This window comes from Streptomyces sp. ATCC 21386, assembly GCF_018728545.1.
Taxonomy (GTDB): domain Bacteria; phylum Actinomycetota; class Actinomycetes; order Streptomycetales; family Streptomycetaceae; genus Streptomyces.
Window position 1 is genome coordinate 2,979,586 of the sequence record NZ_JAAVVL010000001.1, and the last position, 14,658, is coordinate 2,994,243.

The following is a 14,658-nucleotide window of genomic DNA, read 5'->3' on the forward strand; positions in this document are numbered from 1 at the left end:
AGGGGTACGCCACCAGGGCCCATCGCCATACCCTCGGCCCCGACATCTTCGTCCCTCCCCGGCTCCCGTCGTGCGCGACGGGAGCCGGTCACGTCCTGCTCTGGCGCTGGTCGCTGCTGGCGCGGCGGAGCCGGTCGGTGTGGCGGGTGATGTCGTCGACGCGGGCCGCGATGTCGGGGTGGCCCGGAGCCAGATAGCTGTGCGTGTCCGCCAGGGGGGCGATGAGGGCGGCGGCGTCGTCGTCGGCGAGGGCGGCGGTGAGTTCGCCGAGGGGCGTGCGGGCGGCGGCGGGGAGATCGGTCAGCGCGGTGATCCGCCCCGCGAGCCCGCGCAGGTCCGCGGCGTTGGCGCGGGCCCAGGTGGTGACGGTGCGGTCGGCGGCGCGGCGGTCGCGGGTGGCCTGTACGCGCTGTTCGCCGGTGGAACCGGGCCGTCCGGGCCGTACCCGCAGGTAGCGGCGCTCGGCCGCCTGACGGCTGGAGACGCCGAGGGGGTGGGCGAGGTCGGCCCAGCTGGCGCCCGCCTCCCGTGCCGCCTCGATCAGACCCGCTTCCCACTCGGCGAGTTGATCCCGTGCCTCACGGAGCATCAGGAGCGCGGCGAGCGCCTGCTGCGAGCTGGCAGGGTCGGGTTCGGGCCGGGCCTCGTCCTGGGGCGTCCGGGCCGTGTGCAGGGCCTCGTGGATCGTGTCCAGGGCCGCGGCGGCCGCGAGGAAGGACGTGGGCGTGAGGCCGCCGGGGTCGGAGGCGGGCTGATCGGCGCTGTTCATGGGCCCTCCAGTGCGGTGTCTTCCGAGGGGTCGGCCGAGGTGATCGTAGGAGATGTCATCACCTCGACGACTTTCCGCTTGTCATCACTTGGATGACATGTTACAACGAAGGCAGGTGAAACGCATTGGCAGGAACGTGCCTGACCCGAACACTGGAGGTGTTTGACGATGTTGATGCGCACCGATCCGTTCCGTGAGCTGGACCGCCTCACCCAGCAGCTCCTGAACACGACCGGCACCTGGTCGCGCCCCTCGGCGATGCCGATGGACGCCTACCGCGAGGGCGAGGAGTACGTGATCGCCCTCGACCTGCCCGGTGTGTCCCCGGACGCGATCGATGTCGACGTCGAGCGGAACATGCTGACCGTCAAGGCCGAGCGGCGCCCCGTCACCAAGGCGGACGACGTGCAGATGGAGCTCTCCGAGCGGCCCCTGGGTGTCTTCTCCCGCCAGGTCGTGCTGGCCGACACCCTGGACACCGAGCACATCAAGGCGGACTACGACGCGGGTGTCCTGACCCTGCGGATCCCGATCGCCGAGCGCGCCAAGCCCCGCAAGGTCGCGATCGGCGGCGGCACCACGCACCGGGAGATCAGGGGCTGAGTCTCCTGTCGGCGGCCCGGGCGAGCGCCCCGGGCCGCCGCCTCGCTCGCGACCCTCACCACCGCTCGCGCTCCCCTTCACCCCCCTCCACCCCCTTCGACCCTCGGACGAGAAAGGCGACCGCTTCACGATGTTCACCCTGCAAGAGCCGTGCCGGCACACCGTGGGCATGACGTTCGAGCAGATGCTGGAGAGAGTGCGCTACGAAGGCGCCTACCCCACCCGCGCACGCGCCGAGGAGGCCGTGCGCACCGTCCTGGCCGCCTTCGGCCGCCGGCTCACCGGCGACGAGCGCGTGGAACTCGCGGCCAGGCTGCCGCATGAGGCCGCTCTCTGCTTCACGGCGGAGATCCCCGACACCGAATCCGTCACCGGCTGGGGCTTCGTCAAGGACCTGGCGTCACGTACGGGTGGTACGGCGGCCACGACCCGCTGGGACACCGGCACCGTCCTGCGGATCGTCGCCCAACTCGCGGGCGACGACCTCCTCGACCGCATCCTCGCCCAGCTCCCACCCGGCTACGCCCTGCTCTTCGGCCGGGCCGAACTCCCCCCGGCGCCCACGGCCGCCCTGGCCTCCGCGGGAGCCCCGACCGGCACGACGACCCTCTGAACCTGCAACGACCCTCTGAACCTGAGACGGCCTTCCGAACCCCGGCGGACCGGCCCCTCATGGACGTGTGCCGGCCCCGCCGCTCTGGGAGGCTGAGGGGCATGACGGTGTGCGAAGTCGTGGAGTTGCGGCAGTTGACCTGTCCCGGTGAGGTCGGCGGTGACCTCAGGCGCGAGATCATCGACTGCTGGGCGGAGGTGGCCAACGCGGGCGGTGCCGTGCTCGCCACCGAGTTTCCCCCGCTGCCGGTCACCGCGCGGGACGTCGCCCCCGTGGTCGACGGGCTCGTCGGCCGACTGCACCCGGGGCACGGGAGACTGCTCGTCGCCACCGTCGGCGGCACGTTCGCGGGCTGGCTGATCCTGCGCCGTGAACCGCACCCCCTGGGCGCGCACTGCGGCACGGTCAACCACGTCCAGACGAGCCCGCGCCATCGGGGCCGGGGCATCGGCGTCGCCCTGATGCACCGCGTGCGTGACATCGCGCGGGACGAGATGGGTCTGGAGCGGCTCTCGCTCTCCGCACGGGGTGGCGTGGGGCTGGAGGACTTCTACCGCAAGGTCGGCTGGGTGGAGGTCGGCCGCTGGCCCGGCGCGCTGCGGATCGCGCCGGGCGACGACCGGGACGCGATCCTGATGAGCCTCGCCCTCTGACACCGGGCCCGGGCGCGCCCTCTGAACCGCGCCCGCTGAGGCGCGTCCGCTGGGCCGTGCCCTCTGAAACGCGCCCGCCGAACCGCGCCTCCTGGTCGAGACCGTGCCCGCTGAACCCCGCTCTCCGGGGCGCGCCCGATCCGTCGAGACCTGCTCCGACCGTCCCGTTCCAGCCGTCCGGCATCCGGAAACAGTCGGAAATCGCCCCCCTTCCCGCCCGCCGGATTGAGAAGGCCCGGTGCTGGTTACGGTCGTTATGACTGTTCGCCGACACCGGTCCGCACTCCTCGGCGGGAGGAACCGCTGGTATGAGCGACGACCCCTTGTACCTGGAGCCGCGGCTGGAACCGCCCACAGCGGCACTCCTGGAGTCGGTTCCGCTCCTCCACACCCTCGTGGACGCACTCGGCTCACCGCTCAACATCGTGCTGCCGGACCGGATCGCCGACAATCTGCGGCAGTTCCGTTCCGTCTTCGACCGCCACCGCCTCGGCGGGCGGATCTTCTTCGCCCACAAGGCCAACCGCTCCAGCTCGCTCGTCCGTCGGCTCACCACGACGGACGCCTGCCTGGACGCCGCCTCGCTCCGCGAGCTCCAGCACGCGCTCGGGTCCGGCTTCGCCGGGGACCGGATCATGGCGACGGGCCCCAAGGACCCGGAGTTCCTCTGGCTCGCCGCGCGCAGCGGGGCCGTCCTCAACGTCGACGGCCCCGAGGAACTGCGGCAGGCCGCCGAACTCGTCCGTACACACGAACTACCGCCCCTGCGGGTGCTGTTACGCCTCTCCGGCTTCCAAAGGGCCGGAACCAGACGGCTCTCGCGCCGAAGCCGCTTCGGCACCTCGGCGAAGTCCCTGCACCAGCTGCTCGACATCCTCGAACACCACCGGCGGTTCCTGGAGCCGATCGGTGTCGGCTACCACCTGGACACCACCAGCCTCGACGAGAAGGCGGCCGCGCTCGACGGATGTCTCCAGGCCATGGAGGAGCTCCACATCCGTGGATTCCGACCGCGTGCCATCGACGTCGGCGGCGGCTTCGGCATCGACTACCTGGCGCACGCCGCCCAGTGGGAGCGCTACACCACCGAACTGACCGGCGCCGTCATGGGCAGCCGCCCACCCCTGACCTGGGGCGGCCACGGCTACGGCCTGCGGGCCGAGAACGGCACCCTGAGGGGCGCGTTGAGCCTGTACCCCGCCCATCGCCCCGTCGCCGGGGCCGCGTACCTCGACGCGCTGCTCTCCCACCCCTCGCCGAGCCTGGGACGCCCCCTCGGCGTTCTGCTGCTGGAGAGCCTGTACGACCTCTACGTCGAGCCCGGTCGCGCCCTGGCCGACCAGTGCGGCCTGACCCTCGGCAGGGTCCTGGAGGTCCGGCAACCGGAGACGGGGCCGTACCTGGTGCGCCTCGCGACGAACGCGGGGGACGTCGGCCTGGAGGACCACGGAGTGTTCATGGACCCCTTGGTCCTGCCCCGCGACCCGGGCTCCGCCGACGCGGCGGGCGCGGTCGCCGTCCACCTCATGGGCAACCTCTGTCTGGAGGCGGATCTGATCACCCGCCGCACCGTCTTCCTGCCCCGGCTGCCGCGCCCCGGCGACCTGCTCGCCTTCGTCAACACGGCCGGTTACTGCATGGACTTCGGTGCCACACACGCCCAACAGCAGCCCGTCGCCCGCAAGGTGGCGGTCCACCGGCAGGACGGTCGGTCGCAGGACGGTCCGTGGCGGTGGTGTCTGGACGAGGAGTACTGGCCGCTCGACCGCACGGGGGGTCCGCAGGGATGAGGTACGACACCATCACCGACGCCATCGGCGACACGCCGCTGGTCCGTATCGACCCGGCCGTCCACGGCCTGCGCAACATCGACCTCTACGCCAAACTGGAGATGCTCAATCCCTTCGGCTCGCTGAAGGACCGGGCCGCGTGGAGCATGACCCGCCAGGACATCGCCGGAGCCAAGGAGCGCGGCGAGACGATCGTCGAGCTGTCCAGCGGCAACACCGCCAAGGCCCTCGCCCTCATCGCCGGCCTGCACGGACTGCCGTTCAAGAGCGTCACCAACCGGATGCGCGTACCGGAGATCAAGGACCTGCTCCTGCTGCTCGGCGCCGAGATCGAGGAACTGCCCGGCCAGACCGAATGCCTGGACCCCACCGACACCGAAGACCCCCTCACCCTCTTCCACCAACGGCTGAACCGTCCGGGCGGCGCCCATCTGCACACCGACCAGTACTTCAACGCCCTCAACACCGAGGCCCACGCCACCGGAACAGGCCCGGAGATCATCGCCGACCTGGACGGCCGCGCCCCCGACTGGTTCATCGCCTGCGTCGGCACCGCCGGATCGTCCACCGGTGTCGCCAGGGCGCTGCGCGCGCACGACCCGGCGGTGCGCGTCGTCGGGCTGGTGGGCCGCAAGGGGGACTTCATCCCCGGCATCCGTACCGTCGACGAGGTGCAGGAGGTCGGCATCTTCGACCCGGCCACCTACGACACGCTGGAGGCGGTGAGCGCCGACGAGGCCATCGACGGCATGCTCACCCTGCTCCGCCGCTGCGGACTGCTCGCCGGCCCGACCGGAGGCGCGGCCTACTACGGCGCGGTCCGCCATCTCAGCTCCCTGGACGCCGAGTTGACGGAGCGGAGGACGGCCGTCTTCATCGTCTGCGACCGGGTGGAGAGCTATCTCGGCTACGTCCGGCAGCGCCGCCCGGACCTGCTGGGCCGCCCTCCGGCGAGGAACGCGCTCACCGGCCCCACCGACAGCGAGATCCGCTCGGCGAAGGTCATCGACGTCGACGACGCCCAGAAGTGGATCGCCGAGCAGCGACCCCTGGTGATCGACCTGCGCGGCCCCTTCGCGTACGCGGCGCTCCACATCGACGGATCGGTGAACATCGTCGACGAACTCTTCGAGGAACTCGTCCGGGGCGGCCTGCCGTTCAGCAGACGGCAGCCCGTCCTGCTGGCCTGTCCGGTCGGGGAGAAGTCGGCCCGGTACGCCGCCCTGCTCACCCGGATGGGCCACCCCGACGTGCGCAGCCTGGCCGGCGGTGTCATCGCCTGGCGGGACGCGGGCGCACCCCTGGTGCGTGACTGAGATGACCGACCCCGCCAAGGAGCTGTCGGAACTGGCGGCGTGGCAGCGGCCGTTGCGCGCCCAGTTCCCGATCATCACCGCGAACCCCGACCTGGTCTACCTGGACAGCGCGGCCACCAGTCAGAAACCGAGGGCCGTCCTGGAGGCCGTACAGACGTATCTGACCACGACCAACGCCAACGCGGGCCGGGGGTCCTATCCCTGGGCCAACACCACCACGGCGCTGCTGGAGCGCACCCGCGAGCAGGTCAAGGAGTTCCTGGGGGACCCGGACCCGGGACGGTCCTCGGTCCACTTCACCAGCGGGACCACCGCCGGACTGCGCACGATCGCCCTGGACTGGCTGCCCGCCCTCCTCTGTGACGGGGACGAGATCGTCGTCCCGTACGCCGACCACCAGGCGAACCTGTCGCCGTGGCTGGAGGCCGCGCAGCTGCTGGCCCGACAGGGCGTGCGCGTCCACGTCCGGCAGCTGCCGTACCAGGCCGGTTCCGGCGACTACGATCCGCGGGCGCTCGCCGCGCTCGTCGGTCCCCGTACCCGCTTCGTGGCCGCGACCCACGTCCACCACGTCTACGGCGCCGACATGAACGTGCACCGTCTGCGGCAGGTCGTCGGGCCTGAGGTGCCGATCTGCCTGGACGCCGCGCAGAGCGTCGGGCACGTGCCGGTATCGGTGGCCGAACTCGACGTGGACTTCGTGGTCTTCTCCGGCCACAAGACGATGGCCCTGCCCGGTTCCGGCGCGGTCTGGGCGCGCGGCCGGCACGGACCGCCGTTGCGGCCCGGCGGCTGGAACGGCACCCCCAACACGGTCGGAGTGGCGGGGCTCGCGGCGGCGCTCGACTGGCTGACCGCCGCCGACCCGGCCCGCATCGAACGCTGGACCGTGGCCCTGACCTCGCTGCTGACCGACCGCCTGGCCCGGATGGACGCCTACGAGGTGCTCGGCTGCCGTACGAGCCTCAGGGCCGACAGCGAGGTGCAGCGGCGCCGCAGCCTCGTCACCTTCCGGCATCGCGGGATCGGCTCGCAGGATCTCGGCTTCATTCTCTTCAGCCGCGGGTTCATGGTGCGTTCCGACGGCCACTGCCAGGCGGGCCGCGACCCGGAGGACGGCTCGGCACGGGTGAGCCTGCATGTGCACAACACCCCTGAAGAGATGGAAGAACTGCTCACCACCCTCGCCAGTCTGCAATGATTTCCATTAACAGGAACGGTTTCCGGAGACGGGGGCAGTGCGACAGGCATGGGTCTGAGTACGACGACGGCGGCGCGCTGGGTGGAGCGCTGGGAACGCCAACAGCAGTTGTACGCGGTCGACCGTGAGGAACGGTTCGAGGTCATCGCGGATCTGGTCGAGCATGTGACGCGCGACCGGTCCGTGCCGCTCGTCCTCGACCTCGGCAGCGGCCCGGGGTGCCTGGCGGCGCGGCTCGCCGCCCGTCTGCCGACCGCCGACGTGCTCGCCGTCGACGCGGACCCGCTCCTCCTGGAACTGGGCAGCGCCCACTACGGCCCCGCCCTGCGCTACGTCAGAACGGTGATCGGTGAACCCGGCTGGCTCGACGCGCTCGCCCTGGAGCGCCCGGTGGACGCGGTGGTGTCGACCACCGCCCTGCACTACCTCGGTACCCAGACCCTGCGGGGTGTCTACCGGGAGCTCGCCGGGCTGCTGCGGCCCGGCGGCATCCTCATCAACGGCGACCACATCAGCCCGGACTCCACGAAGGTCTCCGAGCTCGCCCTCGACATCGGCCGCCGCCGGAGCGAACGCTCCGCCCTGCCCCTCGTCGAGGACTGGGACTCCTGGTGGGCAGGCGCCGCCGCCGACCCCGAGCTCGCCCGGCTCCTCTCGCACCGCGCCGACGCCGGACGCCCCCACTGCGAGGGCAACGACCTGACCCTCTCCGGCCACGTCGCCCTCCTGCGGGATGCGGGGTTCGAACACGTCGGGCCCGTCTGGCAGGTGGGCCCCAGTCACGTCCTGGCGGCCCTGCGATGAACGCCCCCTGGACCGTCGCGAGGGAGACCTCAGTCGACTTGAACAGGGCGGTGACGGCGGAGCCCGCCGCCAGACCGAGTTCGGTGACCGCGTCCTTCGTGATCGCGGCGGTCAGCTCGCCGCCCTCGACCGCGACCCGCACCGAGGCCATGGCGGAGCCGACGGTCACCTCCCGCGCGGTGCCGTGCAGCTGATTGCGGATGCTCAGGCTCATGCGGGAACGCCTCGCAGCGGGGGACGGATCCGACCGGTTTCGGACGACCGGCCTCGGGACGGCCGTGCGGCCCACCGTGGCCTCGGGAGGCGCATCGCGCCCGCGAGGCGGCACGCGGCGCCGTCCCCCGTCAGGCGGGGTAGGCGTGTGTCTGGCTCGCCTTGACCGTCGCCCAGACCTCCGTGCCCGGGTGGATACCGAGCTCCGCCGCCGCGACGGTCGTCAGATCGACGGCCAGGGCGAGTTCACCGGCGAGGGAGGCACGGATCTGGTCGCCGTGGGCGTCCATGCCGGTGACCTCGCAGTGCCAGAGGTTGCGGGCGCTGGAGCCGGTGGGCCGGTCCCGGTGGAGGGTGACGGCGCTGGGCGGGAAGGCGACGAAGACGGGGCCGGTCAGGTGCTCCGTCGTCGTGATCGCCGGCCCGTCGGGGAGGTGGACGGTGTGGCCGTGCGCCTCGCCCCGGTAGAGGTTGAGGCCGACGAGGTGGGCGATGTACTCCGTACGGGGATGGCGGGCGATGTCGGACGGGGTGCCCTCCTGGACGACGTGTCCGTCCTCGATGACGACGAGACGGTCGGCCAGGACCATGGCGTCCAGCGGGTCATGGGTGACGAGCACGGCGACGGCCTCGAAGTCGGCCAGATGGCGCCGGAGTTGGGCACGGACGTCGAGGCGGGTGCGGGCGTCGAGGGCGGCGAGGGGCTCGTCGAGGAGGAGCAGCCGGGGGTGGGTGGCCAGGGCGCGGGCGAGGGCCACGCGCTGCGCCTGGCCGCCGGAGAGCCGCCGGGGCTTGCTTCCCGCCTGCGCGGCGAGGCCCATCCGCTCCAGCCACTTCGCTGCCCGCGCCCGCGCCTCCGCCTTGCTCGCGCCGTGGCAGCGGGGACCGAAGGCCACGTTGTCGAGGGCGCTGAGGTGGGGGAAGAGGAGATAGTCCTGGAAGACCACGCCGACCGGGCGGGACTCCGGTGGCCGGCCGTCCAGTTCGACGCCGTCCAGCCGCAGCCGCCCACCGTCCGCCAGCGGCACGAGCCCGGCGAGGGCCCGGAGCGCCGTGGTCTTGCCGGCGCCGTTGGGGCCGAGCAGCGCCACCACGTCACCCGGCGCGGCGGTCAGCGTCACGTCGAGACGGAACGACGCGCCGCGTACGACCACCAGCCGTGCGTCGAGACCCTCGCCGGGGGCCGGGGCCGGTCCCTTTCCCGGGGCCGAGGCGGGGTCGCCGTAGCGGTCGAGGGCGCGGTCGTGTGGGCGGTCGTGGGTGTGCGCGCGGGTGTGCTCATGGGCGTCGGCGGTGGTCTTGTCGTTGTCGGTCATGAGGCGGTCATCCATCGGTCACGCAGCCCCGCCAGCACCGCGATCGACACGGCCAGCAGGACCAGGCTGAGGGCGATCGCCGCCTCCGGATCGTTCTGGAGGGCGAGGTAGACGGCGAGGGGCATGGTCTGGGTACGGCCGGGGAAGTTGCCGGCGAAGGTGATGGTCGCCCCGAACTCGCCGAGCGCACGGGCCCACGCCAGTACGGCGCCCGCCGCGACCCCGGGCGCGATCAGCGGCAGCGTGACCCGGCGGAACGCCGTGAACCGGGAGGCCCCCAGTGTGGCCGCGGCCTCCTCGTACCGGGGGTCGGCGGCCCGTAGCGTGCCCTCCACGCTGATGACCAGGAACGGCATCGCCACGAACGCCTCGGCCACCACGACGCCGGCCGTGGTGAACGGCAGGGTGACCCCGAACCAGTCGTCCAGCCACTGCCCGACGACCCCGTTGCGGCCGAGCGCCATCAGCAGCGCCACACCGCCGACCACCGGGGGCAGAACGAGAGGGAGGGTGACGAGGGCCCGTACGAGACCGCGTCCGGGGAAGTCCACCCGGGCCAGCAGCCAGGCCAGCGGCACCCCGAGGACCAGACTCACGGCCGTGGCCGCCGTGGCGCAGACGAGCGACAGCCGCAGCGCCTGCCACACCTCGGGGCCGGTGAGCAGGTCGGGCATGCTGCGCCAGGGCGCCCGGATCAGGAGGGCGACGAGCGGGAGGACGAGGAGGACGAGGCCGATCAGCGCGGGCAGGAGCAGGGGGAGCGGGACACCCCCGTGGCGCCCGGGGAACCCTCCGCGTCCGGGAAGCCACCCGCGTCCGGAGACACGGCGTCGCCGTGGACGCCCGTCCAGGGTGTCCGCTGCGCCGGCCCCCTCCGGAGAGGACGAGGCGGAAGGAGAGGGGGACGTCACGGCTTCAGGAACCCGGCCTCGGTCAGGACCTTCTGGCCCTCGGCGGACCGCACGAGCGCGATGAACGCCTTGGCGGCGTCGGTGTTCTCCGACTCCTCGAGCAGGGTGATGGGGTAGTCGTTGACGGCGTCGGCGGACTCGGGGAACTCCACGCCCTCCACCTTCTCACCGGCCGCCCGCACATCGGTCTTGTAGACGACCGCCGCGTCGGCCTCCTTCAGCACCACCTTGTTGAGCGCGGACTTCACGTCCTCCTCGTACGACACCGGCGTGAGCTTCAGCTTGCTCGCGTCGAGTGCCTTCCGCGCGGCGGCGCCGCAGGGCACGGCCTCGTCGCAGAGCACGACCTTCAGGTCGGAGCCGGTCAGATCCTTGAGGGAGGAGATCTTGTCGGGGTTGCCGGGGAGGGTGGCGATCTCCAGCTGGTTGCGGACGAATGTCTCGGGGGTCCCGGAGGCGTCACCGGCCTCGGTCACGACGGCCATCGTCCTGGGGCTGGCGGAGGCGAACACGTCCGCCGGGGCGCCGCCCGTGATGCCGGCGGCGAGCGCGTCGCTGCCGCCGAAGTTGAACGTCACCTTCGTCCCGGGGTACTCCCTCTCGAACCGCTCGCCCAGCGTCGTGAAGCTCTCCTTGAGCGAGGCGGCGGCGAAGACGATCACCTCACCGGACAGCTCGTCCGAGCCGGAGGAGCCCGACTTCGCGGAGGAGCCGGAGTCGGAGGAACCGCAGGCGCTCAGGGCGAGCAGAGCGGCGCCACCGGCCCCGACCGCCCGCAGGGTCCGCCTGGTCGTACGGGTCCGGCGTACGGAACGGGTCATCACGGGTCCACTTCCTCTGGTCCTGAACGGACTCGGCGACGGTCGACGCCCCTGATCGACTGGTCGACCGCTCAACTTGCCGACGCTCGCCGTCACCGATTCCGTAGGTGCCTCTGCGTAGATGATGATAATGCCGCAAGTGCCAGGTTGGAGTCATCAGCGTCATCGCATGAGCTGGCCTGTTCGCAGCTCAGCATGGCATGTGCGTTCGTACGGCAGTGTCGTGCGGCCGCCGGGTGCACCGCGCCCCGCCCGCCGAGCCCCACGTCCGCCGGGTGGGGCACTTTCCCGCGTCCGATCGGCTGAAATGCCGCCCACGGGCCTCAGGCGGGCCTCCGACGGCCCGACGTAGGGATTCCCCGATCCCCATCCCTGAGGAGCACCATGACCGACTCGGCCGACGACAGAACCGCCGCTTTCCTCCAACACGCCGCGGAACCGGTCCGCGCCCGCCTGGCCACCTCGACCCCCTTGAGCAGCTTCCTCGAAGGCGCCGGCACCCTGACGCTGGAGGAGCGCCGCCTCATCGTCGATCAGGCGCTCGTCCTGCTGGAGCAGAACTACGTGCACCTGCCGCTCAAGGCCGCGATGCACGCCGTGAACCCGGTCCAGCGCCTGCGGGTCCTGCGCCGGCGACTCGAACGGCAGACCGAGCAGACCATGCCTCGGGAGTGGCTCTTCCACGCCGAGGTGTCGGAGATCTTCCACTCCGTCCGGGACCTCCACACGAACTACCTGCTCCCGGACCCCTTCAACGGCAGGATCGCCTTCCTGCCGTTCCTCATCGAGCAGTACACCGACGAGCAGGGCACCCACTTCATGGTCACGCACGTGGCCGAGGGCTTCTCCGCACCCGGCTTCGGGCCCGGCGTGGAGATCACCCACTGGAGCGGCATTCCCGTCTCGTCGGCCGTCGACCTGAACGCGGCCCGGTTCGCCGGCAGCAACGCCGCCGCCCGCCGCAGCCGAGGCGTCCAGTCGCTGACCGTGCGGCCGCTGCGCATCCACCTGCCTCCCTTCGAGGAGTGGGTGACCGTCAGCTACCTCGACGCGAACGGCACGCCGCGTGAGCTGCGCGAGAACTGGCGGATCGTGGAGAACCTGCCCCCGATGGTGGACGCGGACGCGATCAGCGCCGCCGCGCTCGCCCAGGGCCTGGACCTCGACGCGGACGAGACGAGCCGGGCCAAGGTGCTGCTGTTCGCTCCTCGGGTCGTCGCCCAGGAACGAGCGGTCCGGGCCGACGAAGCCATGCCCGAGCTGCGCCGGGGCGAGGTCGCCACGACCATGCCCAAGGTGTTCAAGGCCCAGCACGTGGAGACGTCGTCCGGGACGTTCGGCCACATCCGGATCTTCACGTTCGGCGTGGACGACCCGGCGGCCTTCGTCCGGGAGTTCGTGCGCCTCATCGGACAGCTGCCGCAGAACGGCCTCATCGTCGACGTCCGGGACAACGGCGGCGGTCACATCCACGCCGCCGAGTTCACCCTTCAGACCCTCACCCCCCGCCGGATCGCCCCCGAGCCGGTGCAGTTCATCAACACCCCGCTCAACCTGCGTATCTGCCGGAGGCACCAGGACGGTTCCACGGGCATCGACCTGGGCGCCTGGGTCCCCTCCATGGAGCAGGCCATCGAGATCGGCGCCACGTTCTCCAGCGCCTTCCCCCTCACCCCCGAGGAGGGTGCCAACGCGATCGGGCAGCAGTACTTCGGACCGGTGGTCCTCATCACCAATGCGCGCTGCTACTCCGCCACCGACATCTTCGCCGCGGGGTTCCAGGACCACGGGATCGGCCCCGTGCTCGGCACCGACGAGAACACCGGAGCCGGTGGGGCCAACGTCTGGACCCACAAGCTTCTCTCCGACCTCCTCCAGGGCGACCGGGCCACACCGTACGTACCGCTGCCGAAGGCAAGCGGCATGCGTGTGTCCATCCGCCGCACCCTCCGGGTCGGCGCCCTGTCCGGCACCCCGGTGGAGGACCTCGGCGTGATCCCCGACGAGGCGCACCGGATGACCCGCCGGGATCTCCTGGAGGACAACGCCGATCTCTTCGACAGGGCGGGGCGGCTGCTGAAGGACCGGGAGCCCCACGCCGTGTCCATCACGGACACGATCTCCGTCAACGGTTCGCTGAAGTTCAAGGTGAGGGCCACGAACGTCGACCGCGTGGACGTCTACGTCGACCAGCGACCGCGTGCGTCGGTGGACCTCACCGACGGACAGGCCGACGTCACCGTGCCCGCCGCGCCGCCCGGTCACTCGGCCCGCATCGAGGGCTTCGAGGCCGGCCACCTCGTCGCCAGCAAGACGGAACGGCTCAACTAGAGCCTGTGGGCGGGGACATGGCCTCCATGTCCCCGCCCACGAGCTCGGACGACGGGATCAGCGACGGGATCAGCGGCGGGACATGTAGAGGTCGAAGGCCTTGTGCAGCGCCCTGTTGAGCGGGAAGTCCCACTCGCCGAGGTACTCGACGGCCTCGCCGCCGCTGCCGGACTTGAACCGCAGGAGCCCCAGCAGGTGGTTGCCCTCCTCCAGCGTGTCGGTGATGCCCCGGAAGTCGTAGACAGCGGCGCCGAGCGCGTGGGCGTCGGTCATCATCCGCCACTGGACGGCGTTGTTGGGCTGCACCTCGCGCTTACGGCTGGTGGAGGCGCCGTAGGAGTACCAGACGTGTGTGCCGACGGTCAGCATCGTGGCCGCCGCGAGTACCTCGCCCTCGTGGTGGGCGAGGTACAGGCGCATACGGTCGGTGTCCTCCGAGGTCAACGCGGTCCACATGCGCTGGAAGTACGCCAGGGGACGGGGAACGAACCGGTCCCGCCCGGCGGTCTCCACGTAGATCTCGTGGAAGGCGGGCAGGTCCTCGTACGCGCCCCGCACGACCGTGACACCGGCCTTCTCCGCCTTCTTGATGTTGCGGCGCCACTGCTGGTTGAGACCCTGCTGGATCTCCGCCAACGACCGCCCGGCGAAGGGGACTTGGAAGACATAGCGCGGCTGGCCCGCGGCGAAGCCGTCCTCGCCTCCGGGGTGGGCCGCCCGCCAGCCCATGCGGCGCAGCCGGTCGGCGATGTCGGCGGCCCCCGGCTCGTGCACGGTGGCCTCGACGTCCCGCAGCCGCCTCGCCCGCGGGTCGGCGATCGCCGCCTTGACCGCCTCGGCACTCCAGCGACGGGTCACCACCGGCGGCCCCATCTTCACCGAGAACGCGCCCTGCTCCTTCAGGTGGCCGAGCATCGGCTCCAGCCACCGCTGAAGATCCGGCGCGGTCCAGTCGATGACCGGCCCCTCGGGCAGGTAGGCGAGGTACCGCCGCAGCTTCGGCAAGGGCCGCAGCAGCACCAGGCCCACGCCGACCAGCCGGTCGCTCTCGTCGAACCAGCCGAGGCTGCGCGCCCGCCAGTCCGGCTTCACATCGCCCCACGAGGGCACCTGCATATGGCTCACCGAGGGCCGGGCCCGGACGAAGGCCAGATGATCCTCACGGGTGATCGCCTTCAGTCGCAGGCTCATACGCGGCGCTCCTTCGCTCGGCGCACCAGCCTACTGAGGCACAGGGCTCGTCCAGGTCCGCGCACGTACGCGAGTCGCCGCCACACCCGGAGCAGTCACGGGCCGTCCGGCGGGAGCGGGAGGTGT

The 14,658-nt window shown here is 71.6% G+C and carries 13 protein-coding genes and 1 pseudogene; 8 read left to right on the forward strand and 6 right to left on the reverse strand.

Annotated features, from left to right (window positions below):
- Positions 1-88: 88 nt before the first annotated feature.
- Positions 89-769: a type III effector protein gene (locus GWK25_RS12990; RefSeq protein ID WP_215450136.1), complete on the reverse strand. Its 681-nt coding sequence runs from the start codon at positions 767-769 to the stop codon at positions 89-91.
- A 168-nt stretch (positions 770-937) separates the two neighbouring features.
- Between GWK25_RS12990 and GWK25_RS12995 the strand changes: the two genes are divergently transcribed.
- From GWK25_RS12995 to GWK25_RS13025, 7 genes are all read left to right on the forward strand, one after another.
- Entirely contained in the window at positions 938-1,372 is a 435-nt protein-coding gene (locus GWK25_RS12995; RefSeq protein ID WP_215450137.1) for an Hsp20/alpha crystallin family protein, read from the forward strand.
- Between the two features lie 169 nt (positions 1,373-1,541).
- Positions 1,542-1,985 carry a DUF2267 domain-containing protein gene (locus GWK25_RS13000; RefSeq protein WP_251828843.1) on the forward strand — a complete coding sequence of 148 codons (444 nt, stop codon included), beginning with the start codon at positions 1,542-1,544 and terminating at the stop codon, positions 1,983-1,985.
- Positions 1,986-2,086: 101 nt separating this feature from the next.
- Entirely contained in the window at positions 2,087-2,638 is a 552-nt protein-coding gene (locus GWK25_RS13005) for a GNAT family N-acetyltransferase (RefSeq protein WP_215450140.1), read from the forward strand.
- A 308-nt stretch (positions 2,639-2,946) separates the two neighbouring features.
- Entirely contained in the window at positions 2,947-4,428 is a 1,482-nt protein-coding gene (locus tag GWK25_RS13010) for an alanine racemase (RefSeq protein ID WP_215450142.1), read from the forward strand.
- A complete protein-coding gene (locus GWK25_RS13015) occupies positions 4,425-5,744 on the forward strand; it encodes a pyridoxal-phosphate dependent enzyme (RefSeq protein WP_215450143.1) in 1,320 nt (439 codons plus the stop codon). The genes GWK25_RS13010 and GWK25_RS13015 overlap by 4 nt, the downstream gene beginning before the upstream one ends.
- Position 5,745: 1 nt before the next feature.
- Positions 5,746-6,945 (forward strand): aminotransferase class V-fold PLP-dependent enzyme, encoded by a 1,200-nt coding sequence (locus tag GWK25_RS13020; protein ID WP_215457348.1) that lies wholly within the window; start codon positions 5,746-5,748, stop codon positions 6,943-6,945.
- Positions 6,946-6,993: 48 nt separating this feature from the next.
- On the forward strand, positions 6,994-7,749 hold the full coding sequence (locus tag GWK25_RS13025) for a trans-aconitate 2-methyltransferase (RefSeq protein WP_215450144.1): 756 nt from the start codon (positions 6,994-6,996) through the stop codon (positions 7,747-7,749).
- A 13-nt stretch (positions 7,750-7,762) separates the two neighbouring features.
- On the opposite strand, the pseudogene GWK25_RS43420 reads toward GWK25_RS13025, so the two are convergent.
- The 4 genes and pseudogenes from GWK25_RS43420 to modA all read right to left on the reverse strand — a co-directional run.
- A pseudogene (locus GWK25_RS43420) lies at positions 7,763-7,957 on the reverse strand (molybdopterin-binding protein); the annotation flags it as partial.
- A 136-nt stretch (positions 7,958-8,093) separates the two neighbouring features.
- Positions 8,094-9,278 carry an ABC transporter ATP-binding protein gene (locus GWK25_RS13035; protein ID WP_215450145.1) on the reverse strand — a complete coding sequence of 395 codons (1,185 nt, stop codon included), beginning with the start codon at positions 9,276-9,278 and terminating at the stop codon, positions 8,094-8,096.
- Entirely contained in the window at positions 9,275-10,189 is a 915-nt protein-coding gene (gene modB, locus GWK25_RS13040) for a molybdate ABC transporter permease subunit (protein ID WP_215450149.1), read from the reverse strand. The genes GWK25_RS13035 and modB overlap by 4 nt, the downstream gene beginning before the upstream one ends.
- Positions 10,186-11,010, reverse strand: coding sequence for a molybdate ABC transporter substrate-binding protein (gene modA / locus GWK25_RS13045; protein ID WP_215450151.1), 825 nt, complete (start codon positions 11,008-11,010; stop codon positions 10,186-10,188). The genes modB and modA overlap by 4 nt, the downstream gene beginning before the upstream one ends.
- A gap of 384 nt (positions 11,011-11,394) precedes the next feature.
- Between modA and GWK25_RS13050 the strand changes: the two genes are divergently transcribed.
- Positions 11,395-13,341: a S41 family peptidase gene (locus GWK25_RS13050; RefSeq protein WP_215450153.1), complete on the forward strand. Its 1,947-nt coding sequence runs from the start codon at positions 11,395-11,397 to the stop codon at positions 13,339-13,341.
- Between the two features lie 69 nt (positions 13,342-13,410).
- Here the strand turns inward: GWK25_RS13050 and GWK25_RS13055 are convergent, their stop codons facing one another.
- On the reverse strand, positions 13,411-14,532 hold the full coding sequence (locus tag GWK25_RS13055) for a peptidoglycan bridge formation glycyltransferase FemA/FemB family protein (RefSeq protein WP_215450155.1): 1,122 nt from the start codon (positions 14,530-14,532) through the stop codon (positions 13,411-13,413).
- Between the last annotated feature and the right edge of the window lie 126 nt (positions 14,533-14,658).

Coding starts and splice junctions, on each gene's coding strand:
- GWK25_RS13010 (WP_215450142.1), top strand. CDS start 2,947: ATGAGCGACGACCCCTTGTACCTGGAGCCGCGGCTGGAACCGCCCACA.
- GWK25_RS13000 (WP_251828843.1), top strand. CDS start 1,542: ATGACGTTCGAGCAGATGCTGGAGAGAGTGCGCTACGAAGGCGCCTAC.
- GWK25_RS13020 (WP_215457348.1), top strand. CDS start 5,746: ATGACCGACCCCGCCAAGGAGCTGTCGGAACTGGCGGCGTGGCAGCGG.
- GWK25_RS13025 (WP_215450144.1), top strand. CDS start 6,994: ATGGGTCTGAGTACGACGACGGCGGCGCGCTGGGTGGAGCGCTGGGAA.
- GWK25_RS13055 (WP_215450155.1), bottom strand. CDS start 14,532: ATGAGCCTGCGACTGAAGGCGATCACCCGTGAGGATCATCTGGCCTTC.
- GWK25_RS13015 (WP_215450143.1), top strand. CDS start 4,425: ATGAGGTACGACACCATCACCGACGCCATCGGCGACACGCCGCTGGTC.
- GWK25_RS12990 (WP_215450136.1), bottom strand. CDS start 769: ATGAACAGCGCCGATCAGCCCGCCTCCGACCCCGGCGGCCTCACGCCC.
- GWK25_RS13005 (WP_215450140.1), top strand. CDS start 2,087: ATGACGGTGTGCGAAGTCGTGGAGTTGCGGCAGTTGACCTGTCCCGGT.
- modA (WP_215450151.1), bottom strand. CDS start 11,010: ATGACCCGTTCCGTACGCCGGACCCGTACGACCAGGCGGACCCTGCGG.
- GWK25_RS13050 (WP_215450153.1), top strand. CDS start 11,395: ATGACCGACTCGGCCGACGACAGAACCGCCGCTTTCCTCCAACACGCC.
- GWK25_RS12995 (WP_215450137.1), top strand. CDS start 938: ATGTTGATGCGCACCGATCCGTTCCGTGAGCTGGACCGCCTCACCCAG.
- GWK25_RS13035 (WP_215450145.1), bottom strand. CDS start 9,278: ATGACCGACAACGACAAGACCACCGCCGACGCCCATGAGCACACCCGC.